Genomic DNA, 21,747 nt, shown 5'->3' on the forward strand with positions numbered 1-21,747 from the left:
GATGCTGCGAATTCCTGGAACGGGCGGACGCGACTGGCACGAGATTGCAAATGCGTTGGCGCGAGACCTATACCCAGACCTACAGAAGCGTCGCTGACGCTGGATCTCGCCTGCAGTGCTCGAACTCAGACTTCGCATTGACGCGAAATGACCGTTGAGTTCCATAATAGAACTTATGCGATATGTTAATAACATAAGGTGGGTTCAAGGATGAAGTGCGACTTGCAATAGATAACAATGGCTTATCACATGCAAGGACTTGCCCATGGAACGCACCTACTCCCAGATTGATATGGATGAACGCCGCAAGATTGCGCGGTGGCGAACGGCTGGTATCGGTGTTGATGTCATTGCCGAGAAGCTCGGTCGTCATCGCTCGACGATTTTCCGCGAGCTGCGACGCAATGCTTTCACAGATTCGCAAATGCCCGACCTCAACGGCTACTATTGTGTGACGGCCAACGACATGGCGCGGGACCGGCGTGCCAAGCTGCGCAAGCTGGCACGGTTCGCGCATCTGCGCCAATCCGTGATCGAGCGCATTATGCATGGCTGGTCGCCGCAACAGATAGCCGGCCGGCTGCAGCTGGAGCGGCATCCGGTTTGTGTGAGCCATGAGACGATCTACAAGTTCGCCTATTCGCCGGACGGGCATGCGATCAAGCTTTGGCGGCACCTGCCGGAGCACCGGGCCAGACGCCGGCCGAGGCATGCCCGGCGCCGCCATGGCCGTCGTTTCAGCCCGGAAGTCAACATTCTTTTCCGCCCCGACGTCGTTGCCGAGCGCAAACAGTTCGGGCATTGGGAATGTGACCTCATGCAGTTTCGCAAGAAGTTCGGAAAGGCCAACGTGACGTCGCTGGTTGAACGCGTCAGCCGGTTTGCTGTATTCCTGCGCAACAACGACCGGCAGTCAAAACCTGTTATGGATGGGCTGATCCAGGCGCTGCAATCCCTGCCCCATCTCGCCCGCCGTTCGATCACCTTCGATCGTGGCACCGAGTTCACCGATTGGCCTTACCTGCAGGCAGGCATCGGAACGCAAACCTGGTTCTGTGATCGGCAGTCGCCCTGGCAAAAAGGCACCGTCGAAAACACCAACAGACGGGCCAGGAAATGGCTGCCGCGAGAGGTTGATCCTCTGTCTCTCAGCGACCGTGATCTAACGGAAATCTGCAACAGACTGAATGCAACACCACGCAAATGCCTTGGCTATAAAACGCCAGCAGAAGTCTTCCGGCAAAAACTGCTCGCACAGACACGGCGGGCAGGCTAGCTTTCAGATATCGCAAGTCGCGCTTCAGCGAGAACTCACATAACCAAGCGAGACGAAGTTTGAGCCATGGCGGCGCCGTTTCGTGCGCTTTAGTAAATCCTGACTGCGGCAGCAAGCAACCGGGGCTCGCCTAACTGTACATCTGATTGATCTGTCATCCCGGTGTCACACAACTATGCGAATTGCAGAGGAATGTAGACATGTCTAAACATGTCACGAAGAAACGAGATGGCCAACTAGTGCTCCCCACTGTGGGCTCTAGCTAGGACTATCGAGCGTGAACAGGGTGAGTAGTTTTGGCTTTTGACAAGGCCGCCAGCGGGCAAGACGTCCAAACGCGACTGATTTGGGAGGACAAGAAGTGGACAGCTGCCTGCTGACAGGCCGGCCCCTGTTTCTTCGCGCCATATCCATCAGCTACGGCTCGCAGTAAAGAATAGGGTATCAATATGCATAATGACATGCTGAGACTGCTAGAGAGCCGCAAGCCGGGTTTCTCGCTGCAGCAACCGTTTTACACTGATTCCGATTTCTTTAAGCTCGATATGGAATTGATCTGGTATCGCGAGTGGCTGTTCATCGGCCACGATTGCGAACTTCCGAAGCCAGGCTACTTCATCACTGTGCAGGTCGGCGACTACCCGGTGGTGTTAATCCGCGATCGGCAGGGGAAGATCAACGCCTTCCACAATTCTTGCCGTCACCGTGGCAGCAGGATCTGCAATACCGACAAGGGTGCGGCCGCGAAGCTTGTCTGTCCTTATCACCAATGGACCTATGAGCTTGACGGTAGGCTGCTCTTTGCGCGCCAGATGGCGGATGGTTTCGACAAGACCCGGTTTGGACTGAAGCCAATCTGCTGCGAGAGCGTTGGCGGCTATATCTTCATTTGCCTGGCCAAGGAGCCTACCGACTTCGCACCCGTGCGGGCCCTGATCGAGCCCTATCTTCTGCCGCATCGCCTCGGCGAGTCGAAGATCGCCTTCGAGAGCACGATTGTTGAGAAGGGCAACTGGAAACTGGTCTGGGAAAATAATCGCGAGTGCTACCACTGCGCCAGCAACCATCCGGAGTTGTGCAGGACATTTCCGGAGGCGCCGACGACTGGTGGTATCCATCCGGGCGAGGAAGACCCGGAGACGCAGGCCCTCTGGTCGAAATGCGAGGCGCTCGGGATGCCGAGCAAATTTCGTGTCGATCCGGCCGGGCAGTATCGTGCCACCAGAGTACCGCTACTAGACGACGCCGTCAGCTTTACAATGACCGGCAAGCCGGCGGTGCGCCAAAACCTGTCGGCAACTGTTACCGCAGACCAGATCGGCTCGCTGGTATTCAATCACTACCCAACGACCTGGAACCATATTCTCGGGGACCATGCCGTGTCATTTCGCGTGCTGCCGATCAGTGCCACCGAAACCGCGGTGACCACCAAATGGCTGGTGAACAAGGACGCAGTCGAGGGGGTCGATTATGACCTTGCCGAGCTTACCCATGTTTGGACCGAGACCAACGATCAGGACCGCCGCATAGTGGAGGAAAACGCTTTCGGCATCCGTTCGCCCGCCTACGAGCCAGGGCCCTACTCGGAGTTGCACGAAGGCGGCGTGGTCCAGTTTGTGGAATGGTACGCATCCTTCATGGCGCCGCGGCTCCGTGAGCATGTCCGGCCGCAGCGTGCAGCCGTTGCTTGAGCGCAGAGCGGAAGTGCGCCATGAACCAGATTAGCCTCTTCCGTGATCTCGATGAGATGATGCCTTGGAACGACCGGCTGCAGGAACTGGAGGTCGTCGATGTCAGAGACGAGGCTCCAGACGTAAAGACCTTCACCTTTCGCTCCCGCGGCAAATGGTTTCGCTACAAGCCTGGTCAATTCATCACGCTGGAGCTGCCGACCACATCAGGCCCGTTGATGCGGACCTATACGCTGTCGTCCTCACCGTCGCGTCCCCTAACGATTGCGCTGACGGTAAAGGCTCAGGCCGACAGTGTTGGCTCGCGCTGGATGTTCGAGAATTTAAGACCAGGAGCATTTGTCAAGGCTTACGGGCCGAGCGGTGATTTTTCGTTACACCGCCACTCGACAGCCAAATATCTGTTCGTCTCTGCCGGCTCAGGCATCACGCCGATGATGTCGATGTTGCGCTGGCTATACGACTGTGCGCCCTTGACCGATGTCGGCTTCGTCAACTGCGCGCGGCGGCCGGAAGAGATTATCTTCCGCAAGGAACTCGAACTGTTGGCTACCCATATGCCCTGCCTTTCCCTCAGCTTCATCGTCGAGGAGCGGTCGAGCCGTGAAGGCTGGTTCGGCCATATCGGCCGCATCGACGGCGTGCGGTTGCCACTGCTCTCGCCCGATTTCCGCGAACGTGAGATATTCTGCTGCGGCCCCGATCCATTCATGCGGGTCGTGCGCCAGATGCTCGAAGCCTCCGGCTACGACATGAGGCGCTATCGACAGGAGGCTTTCGCCGCGCCCGTTGAAGAACAAGTCCCGGCGCCATTCTTGGCGACTGGCGACTTCAAAGCACCTGTCGAGGTCATCACGCCCATTCGCTTCGCGCTCTCGGGTGTAGAAGCCGAATGCGTCGCCGGCCAGACTGTGCTGCAAACGGCGCGCGGCTCAGGCGTCAGGATCCCGGCCGCGTGCGAAACTGGTCTTTGCGGCACCTGCAGGGTGAAGAAACTGTCCGGCGATGTCGAAATGAGCCACAATGGCGGCATTCTCGACGACGAGATTGCCGATGGCTTCATCCTCGCCTGCTGCTCACAGCCGTTGACAGCTCTGGACATTGAGGCTTGAGCTAAGCGCCCAGAGCTTTGCTTCGCTGTGCCTTGGCAGCCGCTTCCCGAATTGGGGCGGCCCCTCCCCACTGAACGCCTGCATCAGTCAGTCGTTAACTCGTCGGCGCAGCAGACCTTGCTGCGCCAAAACGAGAGGGCACGCGCCTCAATTATCGAAATACACGGAAACGCGGCCAGCAGAGTAGCGGGCGACACTGTAGTCGATTGGCGTCTGGTCGACTTTCTTTACACTTTGGACTTCAAGGATTGGTTCCGTCTTCGATTGCTCAAGTCGCCTTGCCTCTTCAGGCGAGGGTAATCGCGCTTCAATGTGACAATGAGCACGACGCGTATGTTCATATCCAAAGAGCAGATAGATTTCGGTGATGCAGGAGAAAGTGGATATCCTCTCAAGTGCGTTTGGAAACAATCGCAAAGGCAAGTGATGGCGTGCAACCGAGATCGTCAGGTCGCTTGCCTTACCGACTGTGTCGATAATCAGAACGGGCTCACCGACCGGAATCTGCAACCGATTTGCGATGTTCGGTGAGGCTGCCACTTCAAACTTGGCAAGGATCTCCACGGCTGGCTCCAGGCTTGCGTCCCGAAGGTTTGCCTTGAAAGACGAGCCGGCGCCCAGCCCATAATTGACACGGCGCTCCACGAAGGCGCCCCGTCCATGCTCGATGCGCAACACGCCTTTGTTTTGTAGCTCACTCAACGCCCTGCGAACGGTTGTTCTGGTCACGCCGAATTGGGGCGCAAGGATATTTTCACCGGGAAGCCTTTCTCCGATCCTATACGCGCCAGCATCAATCTCTTGCATGATCGTCAATTCGATCTGCCTCCATCGCGGCAGTTCGTTCGTCAATTCGTGGTTCGTCTCATTTAACATTTCTTCTTCTTCCGACTGTCATTCGACTGTCACAAAAATGTGCGAAGTGCACATCCATGTACACATGTCTAAACATGTTGCGCAGTTTACCTCGGGTGGACGAACTCGGCAACTATGGATTTCGTATCATGGCACACCAACCTGACCCATCTGTTTTTTTTGAAGATAAACTTCATCAGCTACAACTTAAAAATGCGCGGATCGTCCGCGAAAATGGCGTGACCGCAGGTAACCTGGAAGTCCAGGGACCAATCATATCGTCCTTCAGCGCGGCAAACACGGCCGGGATCAACGTGCTGGATTGCGAAGGTGACTTCCTGTTGCCCGGCCTCATCGACCTGCACACGGACAATGTGGAAAAGTTTATTCACCCGCGGCCGGGCGTTCAATGGCCCGTGCCACTTGCAGCCTTGCTCGCCCACGATTGGGAGCTCTTGGGCGCCGGCATTACGACGGTTCTCGATTCTCTCTCGCTCGGCGACTACGACAGCGGTCGCGCTCGAACCGCCATGCTGAACGAGGTGATCGACGGACTGACAAAGGCACGCGCCGACGGTCTCTTCAAAACCGACCATCATTTCCACTTTCGCTGCGAGCTTTCAGATTCGGCGATGCTGCCTTTGTTCGAACGGCACATCGACAATCCCGGCCTGAAGCTCATCAGCATGATGGATCACACCCCCGGCCAGCGGCAGTGGCACGATCTGGCTCACTATCGCGAGTGGCGCGCCAAGAAGAACGCCCGGGTCTGGACCGAGGACGAGTTCGCGCACTACATCGCCGAACGCAGAGACCATCAACAACAGTACGTCCCGCCGAGCCGGTCAACGATCGGGCGCCTTTGCCGCGAGCACAATATCCGCATCGCCAGTCACGATGACACGACGGTCGATAACGTCGAAGAGTCCCACCGCGATGGGATCACAATCAGTGAGTTCCCGACCACGGTCGAAGCTGCACGCCGCGCCCGCGAACTCGGCATGAAGATCGTGATGGGTTCGCCGAACATCATGCTCGGCGGCTCGCATTACGGCAATGTCAGCGCAATGGAGCTCGCCAATCTTGGCCTGCTCGACGTGCTGACCTCCGACTATGTGCCAGGCAGCCTGTTGCATTCCGTATTCGAGTTGGCCGCCAAAGGCTTCGATCTTGCCGAAGCGGTGGCGATGGTGACCAAGAACCCTGCCGAGTTGCTCGGATTCACAGATCGTGGACGCATCGCTCCCGGTCTCAGAGCTGACCTGATCCGCGTGCGCCTCATCGCCGGCGTCCCGGTTATCCGCAATATCTGGGTTGCCGGACGGCAATATCTCTAACGACGGTCAAGCACCAAAAGGAAATATATGATGAACTCTAGAACAGAGGTTCACGCCAAGCCGGCTGCTATCGCGCAGCGCTCTGACTGGCTCGGTGTTTTGTCCCGCAGTGTCCCAGGCGAGCTCAAGGCGTTGGCCGCCGACTTGGTGAGTGACGTCGCCTTTGAACGACTTCGCGCGCCTAGTGTTGGTCTGGTGATGGTTCGTGGTCGCGCTGGCGGGACGGGAAACGTCTTCAATCTGGGCGAAATGACGGTGACCCGGGCTTCGGTCCAGCTGACAGACGGCACGGTAGGCCACGGCTACGTCCAAGGACGTGACAAACAACAGGCCGAACTGACGGCGATTGTCGATGCGTTGTTGCAACAGCCGAAGCGTCACGACGAGATCAAGTCCAAGATCATCGAACCGCTGCGCCAAAACGCCGAGGCACGACGGATCGAGAACAGTCGCAAGGCCGCGTCCACCAAAGTCGATTTCTTCACCATGGTTCGCGGGGAGAATGTGGCATGACCGTTCGATCGGATACATCTTTCAGGAGCGCCGTTTCTACCGATGCACCTCTAAAGCCAGGCTTTGCAGATCCGGTCTTCGATTCCCAAGCCGTGTTTCGCGACCTGCTGGTTGCAACAGCCTATCCAGGTCGTATCGTGTCGCTGGACCGCAAGCTGACGGCGCCACGGCCCTTCTCATCGGCAACTGCAGCCCTCTGTTTGTCACTGATGGATTTCGAAACCCCAGCGTGGCTCGACACTGGGTTGGACAACAACGAGCTAACCGCATGGCTTCGCTTTCACTGCAGCCTGCCGCTGACGAAAACGGCCGCCAACGCCCGGTTTGCAATCGTCTCTGACCCCGCCAACCTGCCACCCCTGCAAGCGTTCCATCAAGGCGATGTCGAATACCCGGACCGTTCGACCACGCTCATCATTCAGGTTCCATCGCTCGCCGACGGGCCGGCGATGACCTGGATGGGTCCCGGCATCAACGGAAGCATCAAGGTCGGTATCGCGGGACTACCCCCGCAGTTCTGGACGGACTGGGATCTCAACAGGGAACTTTATCCAAGGGGTATCGACGTGTTCTTCACATCCGGCAACGACCTGATCGGTCTGCCACGTACCATTAAAGTGGAGGCTTAACGATGTATGTCGCGGTCAAGGGTGGCGAGCAGGCTATCCTCAACACCCACAAAATGATTTCCGAAGCACGTCGAGGCGATCCAGCAATTGCTGAACTGACGCTGACCCAGATAAGCGAGCAATTACGGCTTGCCGTCGACCGGGTGATGGCGGAAGGCTCGGTCTATGATCGCGAGCTTGCCGCACTCGCACTCAAGCAAGCGCAGGGTGATGCGATGGAGGCGATATTCCTGCTTCGTGCCTATCGCACCACATTGCCGCGCATTGCGATGTCGGAACCGGTTGATACGTCCAGAATGACCATTCGCCGGCGCATCTCGGCGACATTCAAGGACGTTCCCGGCGGCCAGGTGCTTGGACCAACCTATGATTACACCCATCGCCTCCTTGACTTCGAGCTTGCCGCGGAGGGTCTTGAGCGCGTACGGGCCACATCTGCCGCCGAACCTCTCGAGGAGAACGTCCCGCGTGTCGTTGATCTGCTCCACCATGAAGGCGTTCTTCAGGAAGACAATGACGACGGCAACGATGAGGTCTTCGATCTCACCCGCCAGCCCATGAGCTTTCCCGCCGGCCGCGACCAGCGCCTGCAAAGCCTGGCGCGTGCCGACGAGGGCTTCCTGCTCGGGCTAGCCTACTCGACCACGCGCGGATACGGTTTCAACCATCCCTTCGTTGGCGAACTGAGGCTCGGAGAGGTGACTGTGGAAATCGTTCCCGAAGAGCTCGGATTTCCGATTGCCATCGCGGACGTGACCGTCACCGAATGCCAGATGATCAACAGCTTTCAAGGAACCGCCGAGCAGCCTCCGCAATTCACACGCGGCTATGGCCTGACGTTCGGCCATAACGAGGGCAAGGCCATGTCAATGTCGCTCGTCGATCGATCGTTGCGAGCCCGAGAGCTCGGCGAAGACGTCCGGCATCCTGCGCAGAATGAAGAATTCGTTCTCTCTCACGCAGACAATGTCGAGGGGAACGGGCTCATAACCCACTACAAGCTGCCGCACTATGTCGACTTCCAGGCGGAGCTGCAACTCGTGCGGCAACTCAGGGCGGAATACGAAGCTGCCCGCGCTGTACAAACCAAGGAGGCTGCCGAATGAGCGGGACGATGAACACAGATCTTGGCGGCGACGGCTACAACTTTGCGTTTCTCGATGAACAAACGAAGCGGATGATCCGCAGAACGCTGTTGAAGGCACTCTCGATCCCCGGCTATCAGGTCCCATTCGGCGGCCGTGAAATGCCGCTTGCGTCTGGATGGGGCACCGGCGGGCTTCAGGTAACAGCAAGTGTCCTCGGCCCAAACGACCGCTTGAAGGTGATCGATCAGGGCGCCGACGACACCACCAACGCCGTTTCCATCCGCCGCTTTTTCCACACGGTCGCCAATGTCGCCGTCACCGAATCGACGGAGCAGGCGACGATCATTCAGACCCGCCACCGTGTGCCAGAGGCGCCACTCAAGGAAGGTCAGATCCTCGTCTACCAGGTTCCGGAACCGGAGCCCTTGCGCAGACTGATCCCGCGCGAGAGCGAAACGCGCAAGATGCATGCCTATGCCGAATACGGCACAATGCAGGTGACGCTATATGAGGATATCGCGCGTTTTGGCCGCATCGCCAGGACATATGACTACCCGGCGATCGTCAATGGTCGATTTCTGATGTCGCCTTCACCGATCCCGAAGTTCGACAATCCCAAGATAGCCAATAATCCGGCGATGCAGTTCTGGGGTGCCGGTCGAGAAAAGCGCATCTATGCCGTGCCGCCCTACACAACGGCACACAGCCTCGACTTCGATGATCACCCGTTTGAAGTCCAGAGCTGGAAGGGATGCTGCGCGCTTTGCGGGTCCACGATGAGCTACCTCGACGAGGTGATCACCGACGATAAAGGATCGCGCATGTTCGTTTGCTCGGACACCGATTTCTGCACCACCCATCAGGCCAAGGCAGCGGCACAGACGAAAGTCGTTGGAGAGCACTCGTGACCATGAACGCATTTCAAAAGCTGGCCCCGAGGCCACCACTTCTGACAGTCTCGGATCTGACCAAGTCGTATGGCGGGCAGATTGGTTGCCGGGATGTTTCGTTCACCATCCGCCCCGGCGAAGTGCTCGGCATTGTCGGCGAAAGTGGTTCGGGAAAATCGACGCTGCTCGCTTGCCTGTCCGGCCAGCTCGCGCCGGATAACGGCTCAATCACCTATGATATGCACGGTCGCGGTCCGGTCGACATCTTGACGCTCTCCGAGCCCGAGCGGCGCCGCCTTGCTCGTACCGATTGGGGCATCGTCCACCAGAATCCTCGCGACGGGCTGCGCATGGATGTGAGCGCTGGCGGGAATATTGGCGAGCGGCCAATGGCAATTGGCGCCCGCCACTACGGCAACATCCGCGCTGAGGCCCAGGACTGGCTTCAAAAGGTCGAAATTGACATTACACGCACCGATGACAAGCCCCGCACCTTCTCCGGCGGCATGCAGCAGCGCCTGCAGATCGCCCGCAACCTCGTCACCCGGCCCAGGCTCGTCTTCATGGACGAGCCGACTGGCGGCCTCGACGTTTCAGTGCAGGCGCGGCTCTTGGATCTCCTGCGCGGGCTTGTGCGCGAGCTCGGGATTGCCGCCATTATCGTCACCCACGATCTTGCCGTGGTCCGCCTTCTTGCTGATCGGCTGATGGTCATGCAGCGGGGCCGCGTCATCGAACACGGTTTGACGGACCAGGTTCTCGACGATCCTCATCACCCCTACACACAACTGCTCGTCTCTTCCGTCCTACAGGTTTGAGACGGAAAGGACACATCATGACCATCCGATTGCATGCCAGGGAACTGGCCAAGACCTTTACGCTCCACGCCCAGGGCGGCATTGTCCTTCCTGTCTTCGACAACATCGAGCTTGCGGTAAAATCAGGCGAGTGCGTCTGCTTGCACGGACCATCGGGCGCCGGCAAGTCCACGCTTCTTCGCTCGCTCTATGCCAACTACAAGCCTGACGCCGGCAAGATCCTCATCCAGCACATGGGGGACACAGTTGATCTCCTGGCGGTCGATCCCTGGGAGGTGGTTGAAATACGCCGCCGCACCATCGGGTACGTCAGCCAGTTTCTACGCGTCATTCCACGGGTAGGTGCTCTCGACGTCGTAGCGGAACCTGCAATTGCCAACGGCATGCGGCATGACCAGGCCATCGTCCTTGCAAAGACCCTGCTAACCCGGTTGCGGATACCCGAGCGTCTCTGGTCGCTGGCACCAGCCACCTTCTCCGGCGGCGAGCAGCAGCGAGTGAATATCGCTCGAGGGTTCATCGTCGACTATCCAGTCCTTCTGTTGGATGAGCCGACTGCCTCGCTTGATGCCGCCAACCGCACCACGGTCGTTGACCTGATCAACGAGGCGAAGTCGCGCGGCGCTGCCATCGTCGGCATCTTTCACGATGCTGAGGTGCGCGAAGCGGTTGCTGACAGGCTGTTCGAGATCGGTGCCCAATCGACCGTGGCAACTGCGTCGGCAGAGCTAGTCACTTAATTTTGGAAAACAAACGCGTTCACTACACTGCCTTTCCTTACGGGAAATCGCGCGGCTGAACAGCTTAGTCAAATTTCCTAGCTGCCAATTGGTTTGTCATCCGTCTGTCACCTGCCTGTGCAAGACAATATGTAGACATGTCTAAACAAGTTCAATCTCGTTAATCCTGATGTCAAGGAACACTCCATGAATATCACCCGCCGAAACTATCTGAAAGTGATGAGTGCTGTTCCGCTGCTTGGCACAATTACGCCCAGCATCGCTCAAGCTGAGACACGAACTGGCTTGATCATTGCGGTTCAGAATAACCCACCGCAACTTGATCCTCTCAGGCTTACGACCCTCGTCACCGTTCGTATTGCCGCGAACCTCTATGACACATTGATCCGTGTCGATCACCGTAACGGCGAGCGGCTGGTACCGGGCCTAGCGGAGTCCTGGCGTGAGGTCGACCCACGCACGTGGGATGTTGTTATCCGCAAGGGGGTTTACTTCCACGACGGTTCGGTCATGACCACCGACGACGTTGCTTTTACCTTCGGACCGGAACGGATGCTGACAGAGGGCCTTCCCGGTCAAAGCATATCCCGGCAGTTTTTCAGCGGCCTGGAAAAGGTTGTCGCCATCGACGAAAACACCGTTCGCTTCTCGACCAAACAGCCCGATCCTCTTTTCGAATTCAGGCTCTCCAATTGGGGAAGCCAGATCATCAGCAAGGCTGCGTTCAAGAAGGTTGGAAACTGGGATCAATGGGCGCTTTCTCCTGTCGGCACAGGGCCCTATCGCGTCGCGGAAATCAAGGCTGGCGACCAGATCAAACTGGTCGCACATGACAAGTATTGGGGCGGTCAGCCCCCACACTCTTCGCTCGTCTTCAAGGTGATGCCGGAAGCCGCGAGCCGCGTCAACGCGCTGGCCGCCGGCGATGTTCACCTCATCACCGAAGTAACGCCCGATCAGGTCGATACCATCAAGGGACGCAATCTCGAGGTTGTTGGTGGCCCGATCAACAACATCCGCTGCGTAAATTACGGCAAATTCGGCGGCCCACTCGAGAATGTTCGTATTCGCCAGGCACTCAATCTGTCTATCGACCGTCAACTCATTGCCGAACAATTGTTTGGCGGCACTGTTGAGGTCCCCAGAGGCTTTCAGTGGAAGGCCTATGGAGACATGTATATCGAGAATTTCCCGATGCCGGCATATGATCCCGATGCGGCAAAAAAGCTCCTCTCCGAGGCGGGCTATTCCGGTGCGCCGATCGAATATCGAACCGTGGCAAACTACTACACGGCTCAACTCGACGTCGCGCAGGCGCTTCAACAGATGTGGCAGGCTGTTGGACTGAATGTTCAGCTCAAGGTTTGCGAAAACTGGGAGCAGGTTTTTGCTCAGCCGAATTACGCGATCTTTGATGGCACGGCGGTTATGGTCTACCCCGATGTCATGGGGTCTCTGTGGACCAATTATGGACCAGACGGCTTTATCCGCAACGACGCCAAGGCCTGGAGCAACGAAGAGTTCGACAGGATCGGTGAACAACTGCAGACGCTGACCGACCGGAGCGAACGACGCAAGCTTCACCAGCGCGTCCTGGAGATCTTCGCCGAGATCGACCCTCCTGCGGCGGCGCTGATGTACACGTCCATGCTTTACGGGAAGCGACCGGATGTCGATTTTACCCCGTGTCGCACGCCGATTATGGATTTTGGCCCATTCAACCTGCCGTCATAAGTGCGGTTTAACAGGCATCATGCGACGCCCAAGTCGCGTGATGCCGATCCATTGTCCAATCTCTGCGCCGCGTTCCAAGATCGATTGAGACCACCGGCGGCTCTATTGCAAGGCAATTATTCGATGATCATCGCGCATCTTACTGATCTCCATGTCCGCGAAGTGGGCAAACCTCTGGCTTCCGGAAACCTCGATTACACTGCCATGGTGGGGCAGGCGTTCGAGCGCGTCGCCAATATGAATCCAAAGCCGGACATGATGGTCGTCACCGGCGATCTCACCGATACCGGGCAGGTCGGTGAATACCGCCTGTTCAAGGAGATGACGGAAAAGCTGCCGTTTCCCGTTCACATGGCGCTGGGAAACCACGACATTCGCGAGAATTTCCTGACAGTGTTCCCTGAAAAGGAAGGCGCAGGTGGCTTCGTCCAATTCTGCGTCGAACACGACGCGTTCCGCTTGATCGGCCTCGATACACTGGTCGAGGGCGAGGGTTTCGGCCGTCTTTGCTCTGAGCGCCTCTCATATCTTCAGGACCGCCTTCAGGAGCGGCCCGACATCCCCACTTTGCTCTTCTTTCATCATCCGCCGTTTGCCTATGGCGGCGGTATTTACGATGCAGTCCGGTTGACCGACGGAGCAAGAGAGCTCGGCGAGATCGTTTCAGCGAACAAGCAGATCGTTCGTATCCTCTGTGGCCATCATCACCGCGCTATCGATTGCCTGTGGAATGGCACCCTGACGTCAGTAGCGCCTTCTGTGATCAGTTCCTGCCATCTCCAGCTTGGTGATGTCCGCGTCTTCAAGAACATCAACGAGCCTCCGGCATTCAAGCTTCATGTGCTGATTCCGGATAGCGGCTTCGTATCGCATAATGTCTTTGTCGAGGATTTCGGTCCGGCCTACGAGAACATCTTGGACCCGAATTACCAGGCGCTGGCTTCAATCGAGAAGCATGCGACAGCCTTAGAAGCGGCCCGGTAAGCCCGTCATGCAACATGCCAGTGTCGCACCACTCCTGCAGATCAGAGATCTCCGCGTTCGGCTCCAGTCGATACACGGACCGATCGAGATTGTGCGTGGCATCGATCTGGATGTCGGCCGCGGCGAGATTCTCGGCCTGGTCGGCGAGTCGGGATGCGGAAAAAGTATTTCCTGGCTTGCGGTCCTTCGGGTGCTGGGACGGCAAGCAACGACCACTGGAACTGTTCTATTCGAAGGCCGAAACCTTCTGGACGTCACCGAAAAGGAAATGGCCGCTTACCGCGGCCGGCGTTTGGCAATGATCGTCCAGGATGCCACGTCGTCTCTTAACCCAATCCACACGATTGGATTCCAGCTCGCCGAGACTCTTGTTCACCATCGCCGGATCGGATGGAGCTCGGCGCGCACTGAGGCAAAGCGACTGCTTGATCGGGTAAAAATACCAGGAGCCGAGCGACGTCTCGGTCAATATCCGCACGAGCTTTCCGGGGGTACGAACCAACGCGTGGCGATCGCCATGGCCCTTTCGGGAAACCCCGACCTTCTCATAGCAGACGAACCGACGACCGCCCTCGACGTGACCGTGCAGGCTCAAATCTTGGAGTTGCTGCAAGAGATCAGACGCGATTCCGGCATGTCGATCGTTCTCATCTCGCATGATCTGGGCGTGGTGTGCGAAACCAGCGACCGCATTGCGGTCATGTATGCGGGAAGGCTTGCCGAGATGGCGCCATCTTCCGATTTCTGGCGATCGGCACGGCATCCCTACACGCGTGGTCTGCTTGACGCCGCTCCCGATATCGATGAGCCGATCGGCCGGCTACGAGCAATTCCTGGTCAAGTTCCCGCTCCGTCTGAAACCTCGCGCGGCTGCGCCTTTCAGGCGCGATGTGGTGTGGCCCTGCCGAGTTGTTCGGTGGAGACGCCGGCAATGACACCGGTTGCGAAACACCACTCCGTCGCCTGTCTGAGGTCGCCGTCATGCGGCAGGGAAATCGTCCAAGTACCTCGCGAGGTTACAGCATGCCATCCTTTCTAGAAGTGCAGGGGCTGACGAAGCATTTCAGTGTCCGATCTGGAGCAGGCCTGTTTTCTCCACGCATTCCCTTGAAGGCCGTGGACGACGTGTCCTTTTCGCTGAAAAAGGGAGAGACGCTCGGCGTCGTTGGCGAATCTGGTTGCGGCAAGTCGACAACCGGCCGCCTTGTTCTCGGGATGATGGCGCCAACACATGGGTCGATCCTGCTCGACGGAACGGCGGTGCATACGCGTCATGACGCAGTTTGGAGAGCGCAGAGACAAAGAATGCAAATGGTCTATCAGGACCCCGTATCGTTTCTTGATCGCCGACTTCCGGTCGGCCGCCAGGTCATGGAACCGCTTACGGTCCACAGTATCGGTTCCTCGGTGGCCGAACGAAGGGAGAAGGCCGAAGCTTTGTTCTCAGTCGTCGGGCTGCGGCCGGACCAGTTTGCCAGCTACCCCCACGAACTGTCCGGCGGTCAGCGGCAGCGGGTGATCCTGGCAAGGGCGCTGGTGCTCGATCCTGAGCTTCTGGTATGCGACGAGCCGGTGTCCGCCCTCGACGTCTCTGTCGGGGCGCAGGTGGTCAATCTCTTGAAGGATGTGCAGTTAAGCAGGGGTCTCACCTATCTGTTCATCAGCCACGACCTGAAGATCGTTCGTCAGGTCGCTGATCGGGTGATCGTCATGTACCTCGGCAGGATTGTGGAAGAAGCTGCGACCCAGGAGCTTTTCCAGCAGCCGGTTCATCCCTATACGCGGGCGTTGATGTCGGCGGTGCCTAGCTTGAAACCGCATCCGCAACGCCGCCTGAGCATCCAGGGCAGCCCGCCCAACCCGATGCAGGTCCCGAACGGATGCGTCTTCCATCCACGCTGCCCTCGGGCATCGAAACTATGCCAAACGGAGCGTCCAGAACTGCGCAACATCGCGGCAAATCGCTCGGTAGCGTGCCACCATCCCGAAGACACCACGGTTTCCTCGCCCCGGAAATTGGAGACCATATGATGTTGGAGTTTTTCTTTACTCGGGGCCTGCGCGCCCTAGCGACGCTTCTCCTGATCGTGACGATCACCTTCGTCGTCCTTCGGCTTTCAGGCGATCCGGCCATCAATATTCTTGGCCTCGATGCATCTGACGAGGCCATTCGTGAATTTCGCCGAAGCTGGGGTCTCGACCAATCCATATGGGTTCAATACGTCAGGTATCTGCAAGCGGTGATAGAGGGAAATCTCGGACGATCCATGCTCGACGGCCGCAGTGCTGTCGACGCCGTCATTGAGCGCCTTCCGGCGACGTTATCGATTATGGTTCCCGGCTTCGTCTTGCAGTTGGTGGTTGGCATACCCGCTGGGATCCTGAGCGCGCTCAGACGCAACACATGGCTGGACCGCCTTGTCATGACCAGCTCGGTCGTCTGCTTCACCATGCCCGGCTTCGTTTTCGCCCTTTTGCTGGTCATGGTGTTTGCGGTCACGCTGCACTGGCTGCCTTCGGGAGGCGCCGGCACACTTGCGCATCTCGTGCTCCCTGTGCTGACGATGGGCTTCTTTGGCGCCGCCACGCTTGCTCGGTTCACACGGTCGGCTGTTGTTGACGTGCTCGGCCAACCTCATATCCGGGCAGCGACTCTGCGCGGTATCCCGCGCCGGCGCATCGTGCTGCTTCATGTCGTGCCGAATGCCGCCCTGCCGGTCGTCACAATTATCGGCCTCATGCTCGGCGGGCTAGTCGCTGGAGCGGTCATCACCGAAAGCGTTTTCTCCTGGCCGGGGATTGGCCGGCTGCTGGTGACCTCTGTGGCAAGCAGAGATCTGGCGGTCGTGCAAACAATCCTGCTGATGGTCGGCACCGCCATGGTTCTTGCCAATTTCTGCGTCGACCTTGCCTACGGTTTTCTCGATCCCCGCCTGCGACATGGGCAGGGCAATAGTGCGAATAAAGGATGATGTGTATGGCTCTTGTCGCCTCAACTCGCTCTAGAAGCACCTGGCAACGCGTGACGCGGTCTCCTCCCTCGATCGTTCTGGCCTTTGTTTGGATTGCCATCATGGTGGTCATTGCCGTGACGGCAAATCATTTGGCTCCCTATGATACGGCAGCGACTGATTTGGGGGCACGCCTTCGCCCTCCCGTGTTCATGAGCGGAGGGGATTGGAACCACATTCTGGGCACCGACCAGCTTGGCCGCGATACGTTTTCGCGTCTGGTCCTCTCGGTCCGGGCCAGTATGACGATCGCGATAATTTCAACATTTATCGCCGCCGCCATTGGAATCGTTCTCGGGTTCGTGGCGGCTCATAGCCGGGGTCGTCTCGAGCAGATCATCCTGATGCTGATTGATGCTCAGGCCGCCATTCCCTTCATGATCGTCGCGCTCGCCGTACTCGCCTTTTTTGGCAACAGCCTCGTCCTGTTCACGGTGCTCCTGGGCTTCTATGGCTGGGAACGGATTGCTCGGCTTTGCCGCGGGCTTGCTTTGTCGGCATCCGAGCAGGGCTATACGATCGCGGTCCGGGATATCGGTGCTTCGCCGGTGAGAGTGTATGCGATGCACATCCTGCCGAACGTCGCCTCCAGCTTGATCGTCGCTATGACGCTCAATTTACCCGAAGTCATCTTGCTCGAAACCAGCCTGTCATTCCTTGGACTTGGCGTGCAGCCGCCGCTATCGAGCCTCGGCAACATGGTTGGAGCTGCTCGGGACTATATGGAACGGGCGCCTTGGCTCGTGCTCGCCCCCAGCGCCGTCATCATGTTCACTGCGCTTGCGATTTCGATCATCGGCGATTGGTTCCGAGATCTGACGGATCCTGCAGGTGAATCTGCACGATAAGCCAAGACGCAGTCTCCAAAGTGTCCATTGAAAATCAAAAATGTCGGTCAGCAGCGCTTTCGCCAAGCCGACGGAGAGAAAAGGTGGCTGTCTGATGCAAGACCTGTCCGCACCTCGATTCGCAATCTATTACACGCCGCCACAGGATCATCCGCTGACAGTAGCAGCAAGCAAATGGTTAGGCCGAGACGCCTTTGCGCGGGAAAACGTCGTTGTTGGAGCCGGAGTCGGTGAGCCCGGTATCACATCCGACCCCCGTCGCTATGGGTTTCATGCAACGTTAAAGGCGCCATTCCGGCTCAAGGAAGGAACCTCAGTCGAGGCGCTTGAGCGGGCATTGCGTGGCTTCGCGGCAACAATATCAGTCTGCCCTATCGGTCACTTGCGGATCGACCTCATTGGCGGCTTCTTCGCGCTCGTTCCGGTCCACCCATTGCCAACGCTACGGGGGTTCGCGTCGCGCGTCGTCGAGACATTCGATCGGTTCCGGGCGCCGATGGATGCAGACGATCTCAAGCGACGTATGAGCCATCAACTCGACGACGTCGAGACGACCAATCTGGTCACCTCGGGCTACCCTTATGTCCGCGACCGGTTCCGCTTCCACATGACCTTGACGGATCGTGTACCGGAAGAACAGCGTGCTGGAATGCGGGATCGGCTGGATGCGGTCTTCCAGCCGTATCTGTCAGAGGATTATCATATCGATACCCTGTCGCTCTTCGTGCAGGAACACCGTAGTGCGGATTTCGTCGTCCGCTCGCAGTTCGCGCTGAAGACCGGCTCTGCCCTCAAGTTGGCGGTCTGATGTCCATGGAATTATTTGGTCGTCTTGTCCTTGTCGTCGGCCCCAGCGGCGCCGGCAAGGATACCCTCATCGACTATGGGCGCGATCGGCTTCGGACCGATCCGCGTGTCCACTTCGTGCGCCGGATCATCAGCCGCCCGACAGGCCCGGGCGAGGATCACGAACCCGTCGATACGGACGAGTTCGACCGTCGTGCTCACGAGGGCGGCTTCTCGCTCCACTGGCAGGCGCACGGCCTTTCCTACGGCATCCCATCGGAGATCGATGAATGGCTGGAACGCGGCGATGTCGTGGTGGCCAATGGCTCCCGAGCCATTTTGCCGGACGCGCGGCGGAAATACCGGCAATTGCTTGTCGTCAATGTCACAGCGCCCATGGACGTTTTGGCGTTGCGTCTGGTCGAACGGGGGCGCGAAAATCTGGAGAGCATCAGGCAGCGTCTGCTTCGGAGCGAGCAGCAAAGCATCGAAGGTGACCATGTGCTGCATATCGACAATTCCGGCCCGCCGGAAATTGCTGGCGAGCGCTTTCTAGCTCTACTCCTCGAACACGCTGAAGTGGCGAATTGAGACGGATGACAAAGGCACGTTTACGGCAAACTCCTGCGTCATAGAAAAGCGCCGCGGCTACCTCATTGAAGCGCAGGGTTTCGATGGCAGTCGTCACCTCCGCGGTCGCGTTCGACAGCTCGGTCAGAATCCACCGGTTGATGGTGAGCTCCGGCCGGAATGTCGGATCGCGTTTAACGCCGTTCATCTCTGCGAAGCGAGTTCATTCCACAGCTTGGTGCCGAAGTTGCGGTACCCGTGCGGCTAACGCCCGCCTCCAATTCCCATCGACCCTCGTTCGGATCTCCGTTGTCGGAGACGGGGATATCAGTCATATGCTCAATTTAGTTCGTGATCTTCGATGAGGCAAAAATCCCGAGTTTTGAATCGGTACTACACCTTGACCTTCCCTTGGGATAGCAAAGAATGAGCCCTCAATCATCTTCCGCGATCGCGATCCTTGGATTGTGGCGGCCGCACTTTGATGGTTCGGACCTTTTCTCTCGACTTCTCGGTCTTGTCATTTGATCGCTGGTGCTCCCGTTCGGCTGTTCGGTTGAGCGAACTGTGTTCTCGTTCCTCGTCTCTGCTGGCATGGTCTCGCGCCTGTACTGTCTGGCCGATGCGGCCGATATCTACCGTCTTGCGCGTAGATGTTTTCGGTTGCGCTTCGCGATCGTCGACACGGTCCTTGCCGCCTGCACTCTTTGTGCTCATCGCAGCCGACTGCGTGTCACGATCTTTAATCCGGGCATCGATACGGGAGTCGAGCTGCAGGTCGACCAGTTTGGTGATGACCTTGGCCGCTTTGCTGAAAGTTTCCCCATCGATCGGGTTAAGGTTGGTTGCGACATCGATGACGGCCTTGGCCACGCGCTCTTTAGCGATGTCGGCCTGGGATTGGGAGATGGGCGTTGTCCTGAGCATGTGTACTTCACCTCTTTCTAGAGCGGGGTCGCGACCGTCTCGGATAGCCGTTTCAAGACGATCATATTCGCGTGTGAGCCCGGTAAGCAGATCCTGGCTCAACTCGCGGGCCGTGCTGGATGCTGACCGGTCTTTGCCCAAGCGATCGAGCATGCCAATGACGCGGTTCAGATTCTTCCTGGTGTCCTGGAACCGCGCGCGCGCGGCTTCGAGCTTTGGAGCCGTCGATTTGTCGTGGATCTTCGCGCGGACTTTGTCCGCCAGGGTTGCCGGGGAAGCGGCGCCCATGCGGTGGAACAGTTCCCATTCCCAGCGTTTGATCGGCGGTGGCCCGGCCCGATCGTTACGCTTTTGTGGCTCAAGTTGGATACCGCGCTCGCGGGCTTTTTCGGCGAAGCGCATCCGCCATTCGGTGAAGTCGCGGATGTTCGGGTGCAGACGATTGCCACGCGAATCCCGCAAGGCGACAATGACGTGAAGATGGGGGTGCTTGGATTTGTCGTCGCGATTGTGAACCGCATAAGCATAGCGGTGTGTGCCGAACTGCGAGCGCAGGAAAGCCGCACCGGCTTTGACGAATCGGTCGCGGTCAATGGCGGCGGGTCCGGAAATCAGCAGGTGCATGAAGTCGCGGCTCTGGTTGGTGTACATTAAGGATGCAATGGTTGCACTTTCCCGCGTAAGGTCCTTGCGGTCGCTCGTGGTAACGCTACGCCGGACAGGACCGCGCTCATACTGGCCGGCACTATCTTCCCGATCCTTGATGCGGGTTTTGGTCGAGATCGTCACTGCAGCACCACCGCGCATCATTGCGTGCAGCGTGGCGCTCAGGCCCTTCCGTCCGGATGCGGTTTTAGCCTGATACCGCGATACCGGCTCAATGCCTTCGTCGCGTAGAAAGCCGTCGATACGGCGATCGATCTTGTGGATCGAATCGAGTGTTGGATTTAGTCGGCTAACTTTGTTTTTGTCAGCACGGCTCTGCTTTTCATGGGCAATAATGAGGGCGAGCGTCAGCCGCGTCTGATCGTTAACGCCCGGACTGGTGCTAAAGGCGTATGAGCGTTCGGTATCGCCCTGATCGTGGAACCCCTCGCTGGCGGCGCGTTCAAGCGCGCGGTTGACCTTCTCACGGTCAGCATTGTTTAGCTCGTAGCTAAGAACAAGAATATCCTTCGAGCCTTCCCGCCCTTCGAACTCCCGGCTCCAGTCCTCAATGGCTCTCTCGATGTCGGCGACTTCGCGGCCATTATGGTCAATCGCCTTTTCTTCCTTGGCCTGATAGGTGAGGACATTGCGGGCGGAACTGGCGCCGGCACCGTAACTCAAGACCTTGAGTACGACGGCGTTGTTGCCTTGCGCACGGCTCACGGCAGTCGCGACGCCGAAGTTGTGCGCCGCGCGCTGTGACGGTATTGCAGGGGAGCCGAGAGGGCGCTTGCCGCCGCCGTTCGATCCACTTCCGCCGCCGCCGCCACGACTACGGCGTTTGTCCTCGATGTTCTCGAAATAGGTCGGCAATGCCCGGTTGGCCGCCTCAATACGCGAAAGAAGTTTGGACGGGCTCTTGGTCATGGCGCTCGATAAGCATGGCAATGAGAGGGGAGGGGCGAGGGGAGGCGGCGCTGCGGATGGCTTCGATCGTTTGCGACTGCTCATTTAATTCTGCGATGATTTGGTGAACACCCGAACGCTTTTCCGGATCGTCCATTTCCTCCAGATAGTCTTCCAGCGTCGCCACCAGGTCGCGGTGGAACTGCTGGATTTCCTGCAGCGCCTGGTCATGCGCGTCGAGCAGCGCAGGGATGTGTAAAACCTCGCGCACAACGATCAGTTTGGCGATGCTGCCGGGTGTGGTCCTGAAGCGTTTCGCCAGGGCTTGCAGATCGTTCGCGACCGAGTGACTGACACGGAAGAATATTCGGGGGTTTGGCATAG

General features: G+C 58.2%; 21 protein-coding genes and 1 pseudogene. 18 read left to right on the top strand and 4 right to left on the bottom strand.

Going from position 1 to position 21,747, the window contains the following annotated elements; translation table 11 throughout:
• The first annotated feature begins 265 nt into the window (after positions 1 to 265).
• The 3 genes from CU103_RS24835 to CU103_RS24845 all read left to right on the top strand — a co-directional run bounded on the left by CU103_RS24835 (position 266) and on the right by CU103_RS24845 (position 4,079).
• Positions 266 to 1,276, top strand: a complete 1,011-nt coding sequence (locus tag CU103_RS24835) for an IS30 family transposase (RefSeq protein WP_106666719.1) — start codon at positions 266 to 268, stop codon at positions 1,274 to 1,276.
• A gap of 443 nt (positions 1,277 to 1,719) precedes the next feature.
• Positions 1,720 to 2,967, top strand: a complete 1,248-nt coding sequence (locus CU103_RS24840) for an aromatic ring-hydroxylating oxygenase subunit alpha (RefSeq protein WP_106666720.1) — start codon at positions 1,720 to 1,722, stop codon at positions 2,965 to 2,967.
• A 20-nt stretch (positions 2,968 to 2,987) separates the two neighbouring features.
• Positions 2,988 to 4,079 carry an FAD-binding oxidoreductase gene (locus CU103_RS24845; RefSeq protein ID WP_106666721.1) on the top strand — a complete coding sequence of 364 codons (1,092 nt, stop codon included), beginning with the start codon at positions 2,988 to 2,990 and terminating at the stop codon, positions 4,077 to 4,079.
• A 147-nt stretch (positions 4,080 to 4,226) separates the two neighbouring features.
• Here the strand turns inward: CU103_RS24845 and phnF are convergent, their stop codons facing one another.
• A complete protein-coding gene (gene phnF, locus CU103_RS24850) occupies positions 4,227 to 4,955 on the bottom strand; it encodes a phosphonate metabolism transcriptional regulator PhnF (protein WP_106666722.1) in 729 nt (242 codons plus the stop codon).
• Between the two features lie 128 nt (positions 4,956 to 5,083).
• Between phnF and CU103_RS24855 the strand changes: the two genes are divergently transcribed.
• From CU103_RS24855 to phnN, 15 genes are all read left to right on the top strand, one after another.
• Entirely contained in the window at positions 5,084 to 6,271 is a 1,188-nt protein-coding gene (locus CU103_RS24855) for an alpha-D-ribose 1-methylphosphonate 5-triphosphate diphosphatase (protein WP_106666866.1), read from the top strand.
• Between the two features lie 30 nt (positions 6,272 to 6,301).
• The gene (gene phnG, locus CU103_RS24860; protein WP_106666723.1) at positions 6,302 to 6,784 is read left to right on the top strand and encodes a phosphonate C-P lyase system protein PhnG; all 483 of its coding nucleotides are present in this window, start codon (positions 6,302 to 6,304) and stop codon (positions 6,782 to 6,784) included.
• Positions 6,781 to 7,413 carry a phosphonate C-P lyase system protein PhnH gene (phnH, locus tag CU103_RS24865; protein ID WP_106666724.1) on the top strand — a complete coding sequence of 211 codons (633 nt, stop codon included), beginning with the start codon at positions 6,781 to 6,783 and terminating at the stop codon, positions 7,411 to 7,413. Before phnG ends, phnH begins: the two co-directional genes overlap by 4 nt.
• Positions 7,414 to 7,415: 2 nt before the next feature.
• Entirely contained in the window at positions 7,416 to 8,519 is a 1,104-nt protein-coding gene (locus tag CU103_RS24870) for a carbon-phosphorus lyase complex subunit (RefSeq protein WP_106666725.1), read from the top strand.
• 8 nt (positions 8,520 to 8,527) lie between these two features.
• Positions 8,528 to 9,409, top strand: coding sequence for an alpha-D-ribose 1-methylphosphonate 5-phosphate C-P-lyase PhnJ (locus CU103_RS24875; protein ID WP_106666867.1), 882 nt, complete (start codon positions 8,528 to 8,530; stop codon positions 9,407 to 9,409).
• Positions 9,410 to 9,411: 2 nt separating this feature from the next.
• On the top strand, positions 9,412 to 10,209 hold the full coding sequence (gene phnK, locus CU103_RS24880) for a phosphonate C-P lyase system protein PhnK (RefSeq protein ID WP_106666726.1): 798 nt from the start codon (positions 9,412 to 9,414) through the stop codon (positions 10,207 to 10,209).
• A gap of 17 nt (positions 10,210 to 10,226) precedes the next feature.
• Entirely contained in the window at positions 10,227 to 10,949 is a 723-nt protein-coding gene (gene phnL, locus CU103_RS24885; protein ID WP_106666727.1) for a phosphonate C-P lyase system protein PhnL, read from the top strand.
• 186 nt (positions 10,950 to 11,135) lie between these two features.
• Positions 11,136 to 12,683, top strand: coding sequence for an ABC transporter substrate-binding protein (locus CU103_RS24890; RefSeq protein WP_106666728.1), 1,548 nt, complete (start codon positions 11,136 to 11,138; stop codon positions 12,681 to 12,683).
• Between the two features lie 123 nt (positions 12,684 to 12,806).
• Entirely contained in the window at positions 12,807 to 13,667 is an 861-nt protein-coding gene (locus CU103_RS24895) for a phosphodiesterase (RefSeq protein WP_106666868.1), read from the top strand.
• Between the two features lie 7 nt (positions 13,668 to 13,674).
• A complete protein-coding gene (locus tag CU103_RS24900) occupies positions 13,675 to 14,706 on the top strand; it encodes an ABC transporter ATP-binding protein (RefSeq protein ID WP_106666729.1) in 1,032 nt (343 codons plus the stop codon).
• Complete coding sequence (locus CU103_RS24905; RefSeq protein WP_106666730.1) at positions 14,691 to 15,698, top strand: ABC transporter ATP-binding protein; 1,008 nt, start codon at positions 14,691 to 14,693, stop codon at positions 15,696 to 15,698. Before CU103_RS24900 ends, CU103_RS24905 begins: the two co-directional genes overlap by 16 nt.
• Complete coding sequence (locus CU103_RS24910) at positions 15,698 to 16,639, top strand: ABC transporter permease (protein ID WP_106666731.1); 942 nt, start codon at positions 15,698 to 15,700, stop codon at positions 16,637 to 16,639. Before CU103_RS24905 ends, CU103_RS24910 begins: the two co-directional genes overlap by 1 nt.
• The gene (locus CU103_RS24915; RefSeq protein WP_106666869.1) at positions 16,639 to 17,526 is read left to right on the top strand and encodes an ABC transporter permease; all 888 of its coding nucleotides are present in this window, start codon (positions 16,639 to 16,641) and stop codon (positions 17,524 to 17,526) included. Before CU103_RS24910 ends, CU103_RS24915 begins: the two co-directional genes overlap by 1 nt.
• 40 nt (positions 17,527 to 17,566) lie before the next feature.
• Positions 17,567 to 18,334 (top strand): DUF1045 domain-containing protein, encoded by a 768-nt coding sequence (locus CU103_RS24920; RefSeq protein WP_245448996.1) that lies wholly within the window; start codon positions 17,567 to 17,569, stop codon positions 18,332 to 18,334.
• Positions 18,334 to 18,903, top strand: a complete 570-nt coding sequence (gene phnN, locus CU103_RS24925; protein WP_245448997.1) for a phosphonate metabolism protein/1,5-bisphosphokinase (PRPP-forming) PhnN — start codon at positions 18,334 to 18,336, stop codon at positions 18,901 to 18,903. The genes CU103_RS24920 and phnN overlap by 1 nt, the downstream gene beginning before the upstream one ends.
• 43 nt (positions 18,904 to 18,946) lie before the next feature.
• Here the strand turns inward: phnN and CU103_RS32270 are convergent.
• The 3 genes and pseudogenes from CU103_RS32270 to CU103_RS24940 all read right to left on the bottom strand — a co-directional run.
• Positions 18,947 to 19,140 (bottom strand): annotated as a pseudogene (locus tag CU103_RS32270) (class I tRNA ligase family protein); the annotation flags it as partial.
• A 180-nt stretch (positions 19,141 to 19,320) separates the two neighbouring features.
• Positions 19,321 to 21,384, bottom strand: a complete 2,064-nt coding sequence (locus tag CU103_RS24935; protein ID WP_106666732.1) for a relaxase/mobilization nuclease domain-containing protein — start codon at positions 21,382 to 21,384, stop codon at positions 19,321 to 19,323.
• On the bottom strand, positions 21,347 to 21,745 hold the full coding sequence (locus CU103_RS24940; protein WP_106666733.1) for a hypothetical protein: 399 nt from the start codon (positions 21,743 to 21,745) through the stop codon (positions 21,347 to 21,349). Before CU103_RS24940 ends, CU103_RS24935 begins: the two co-directional genes overlap by 38 nt.
• Between the last annotated feature and the right edge of the window lie 2 nt (positions 21,746 to 21,747).

The sequence above is a fragment of the Phyllobacterium sophorae genome (assembly GCF_003010965.1).
Classification (GTDB): domain Bacteria; phylum Pseudomonadota; class Alphaproteobacteria; order Rhizobiales; family Rhizobiaceae; genus Phyllobacterium; species Phyllobacterium sophorae.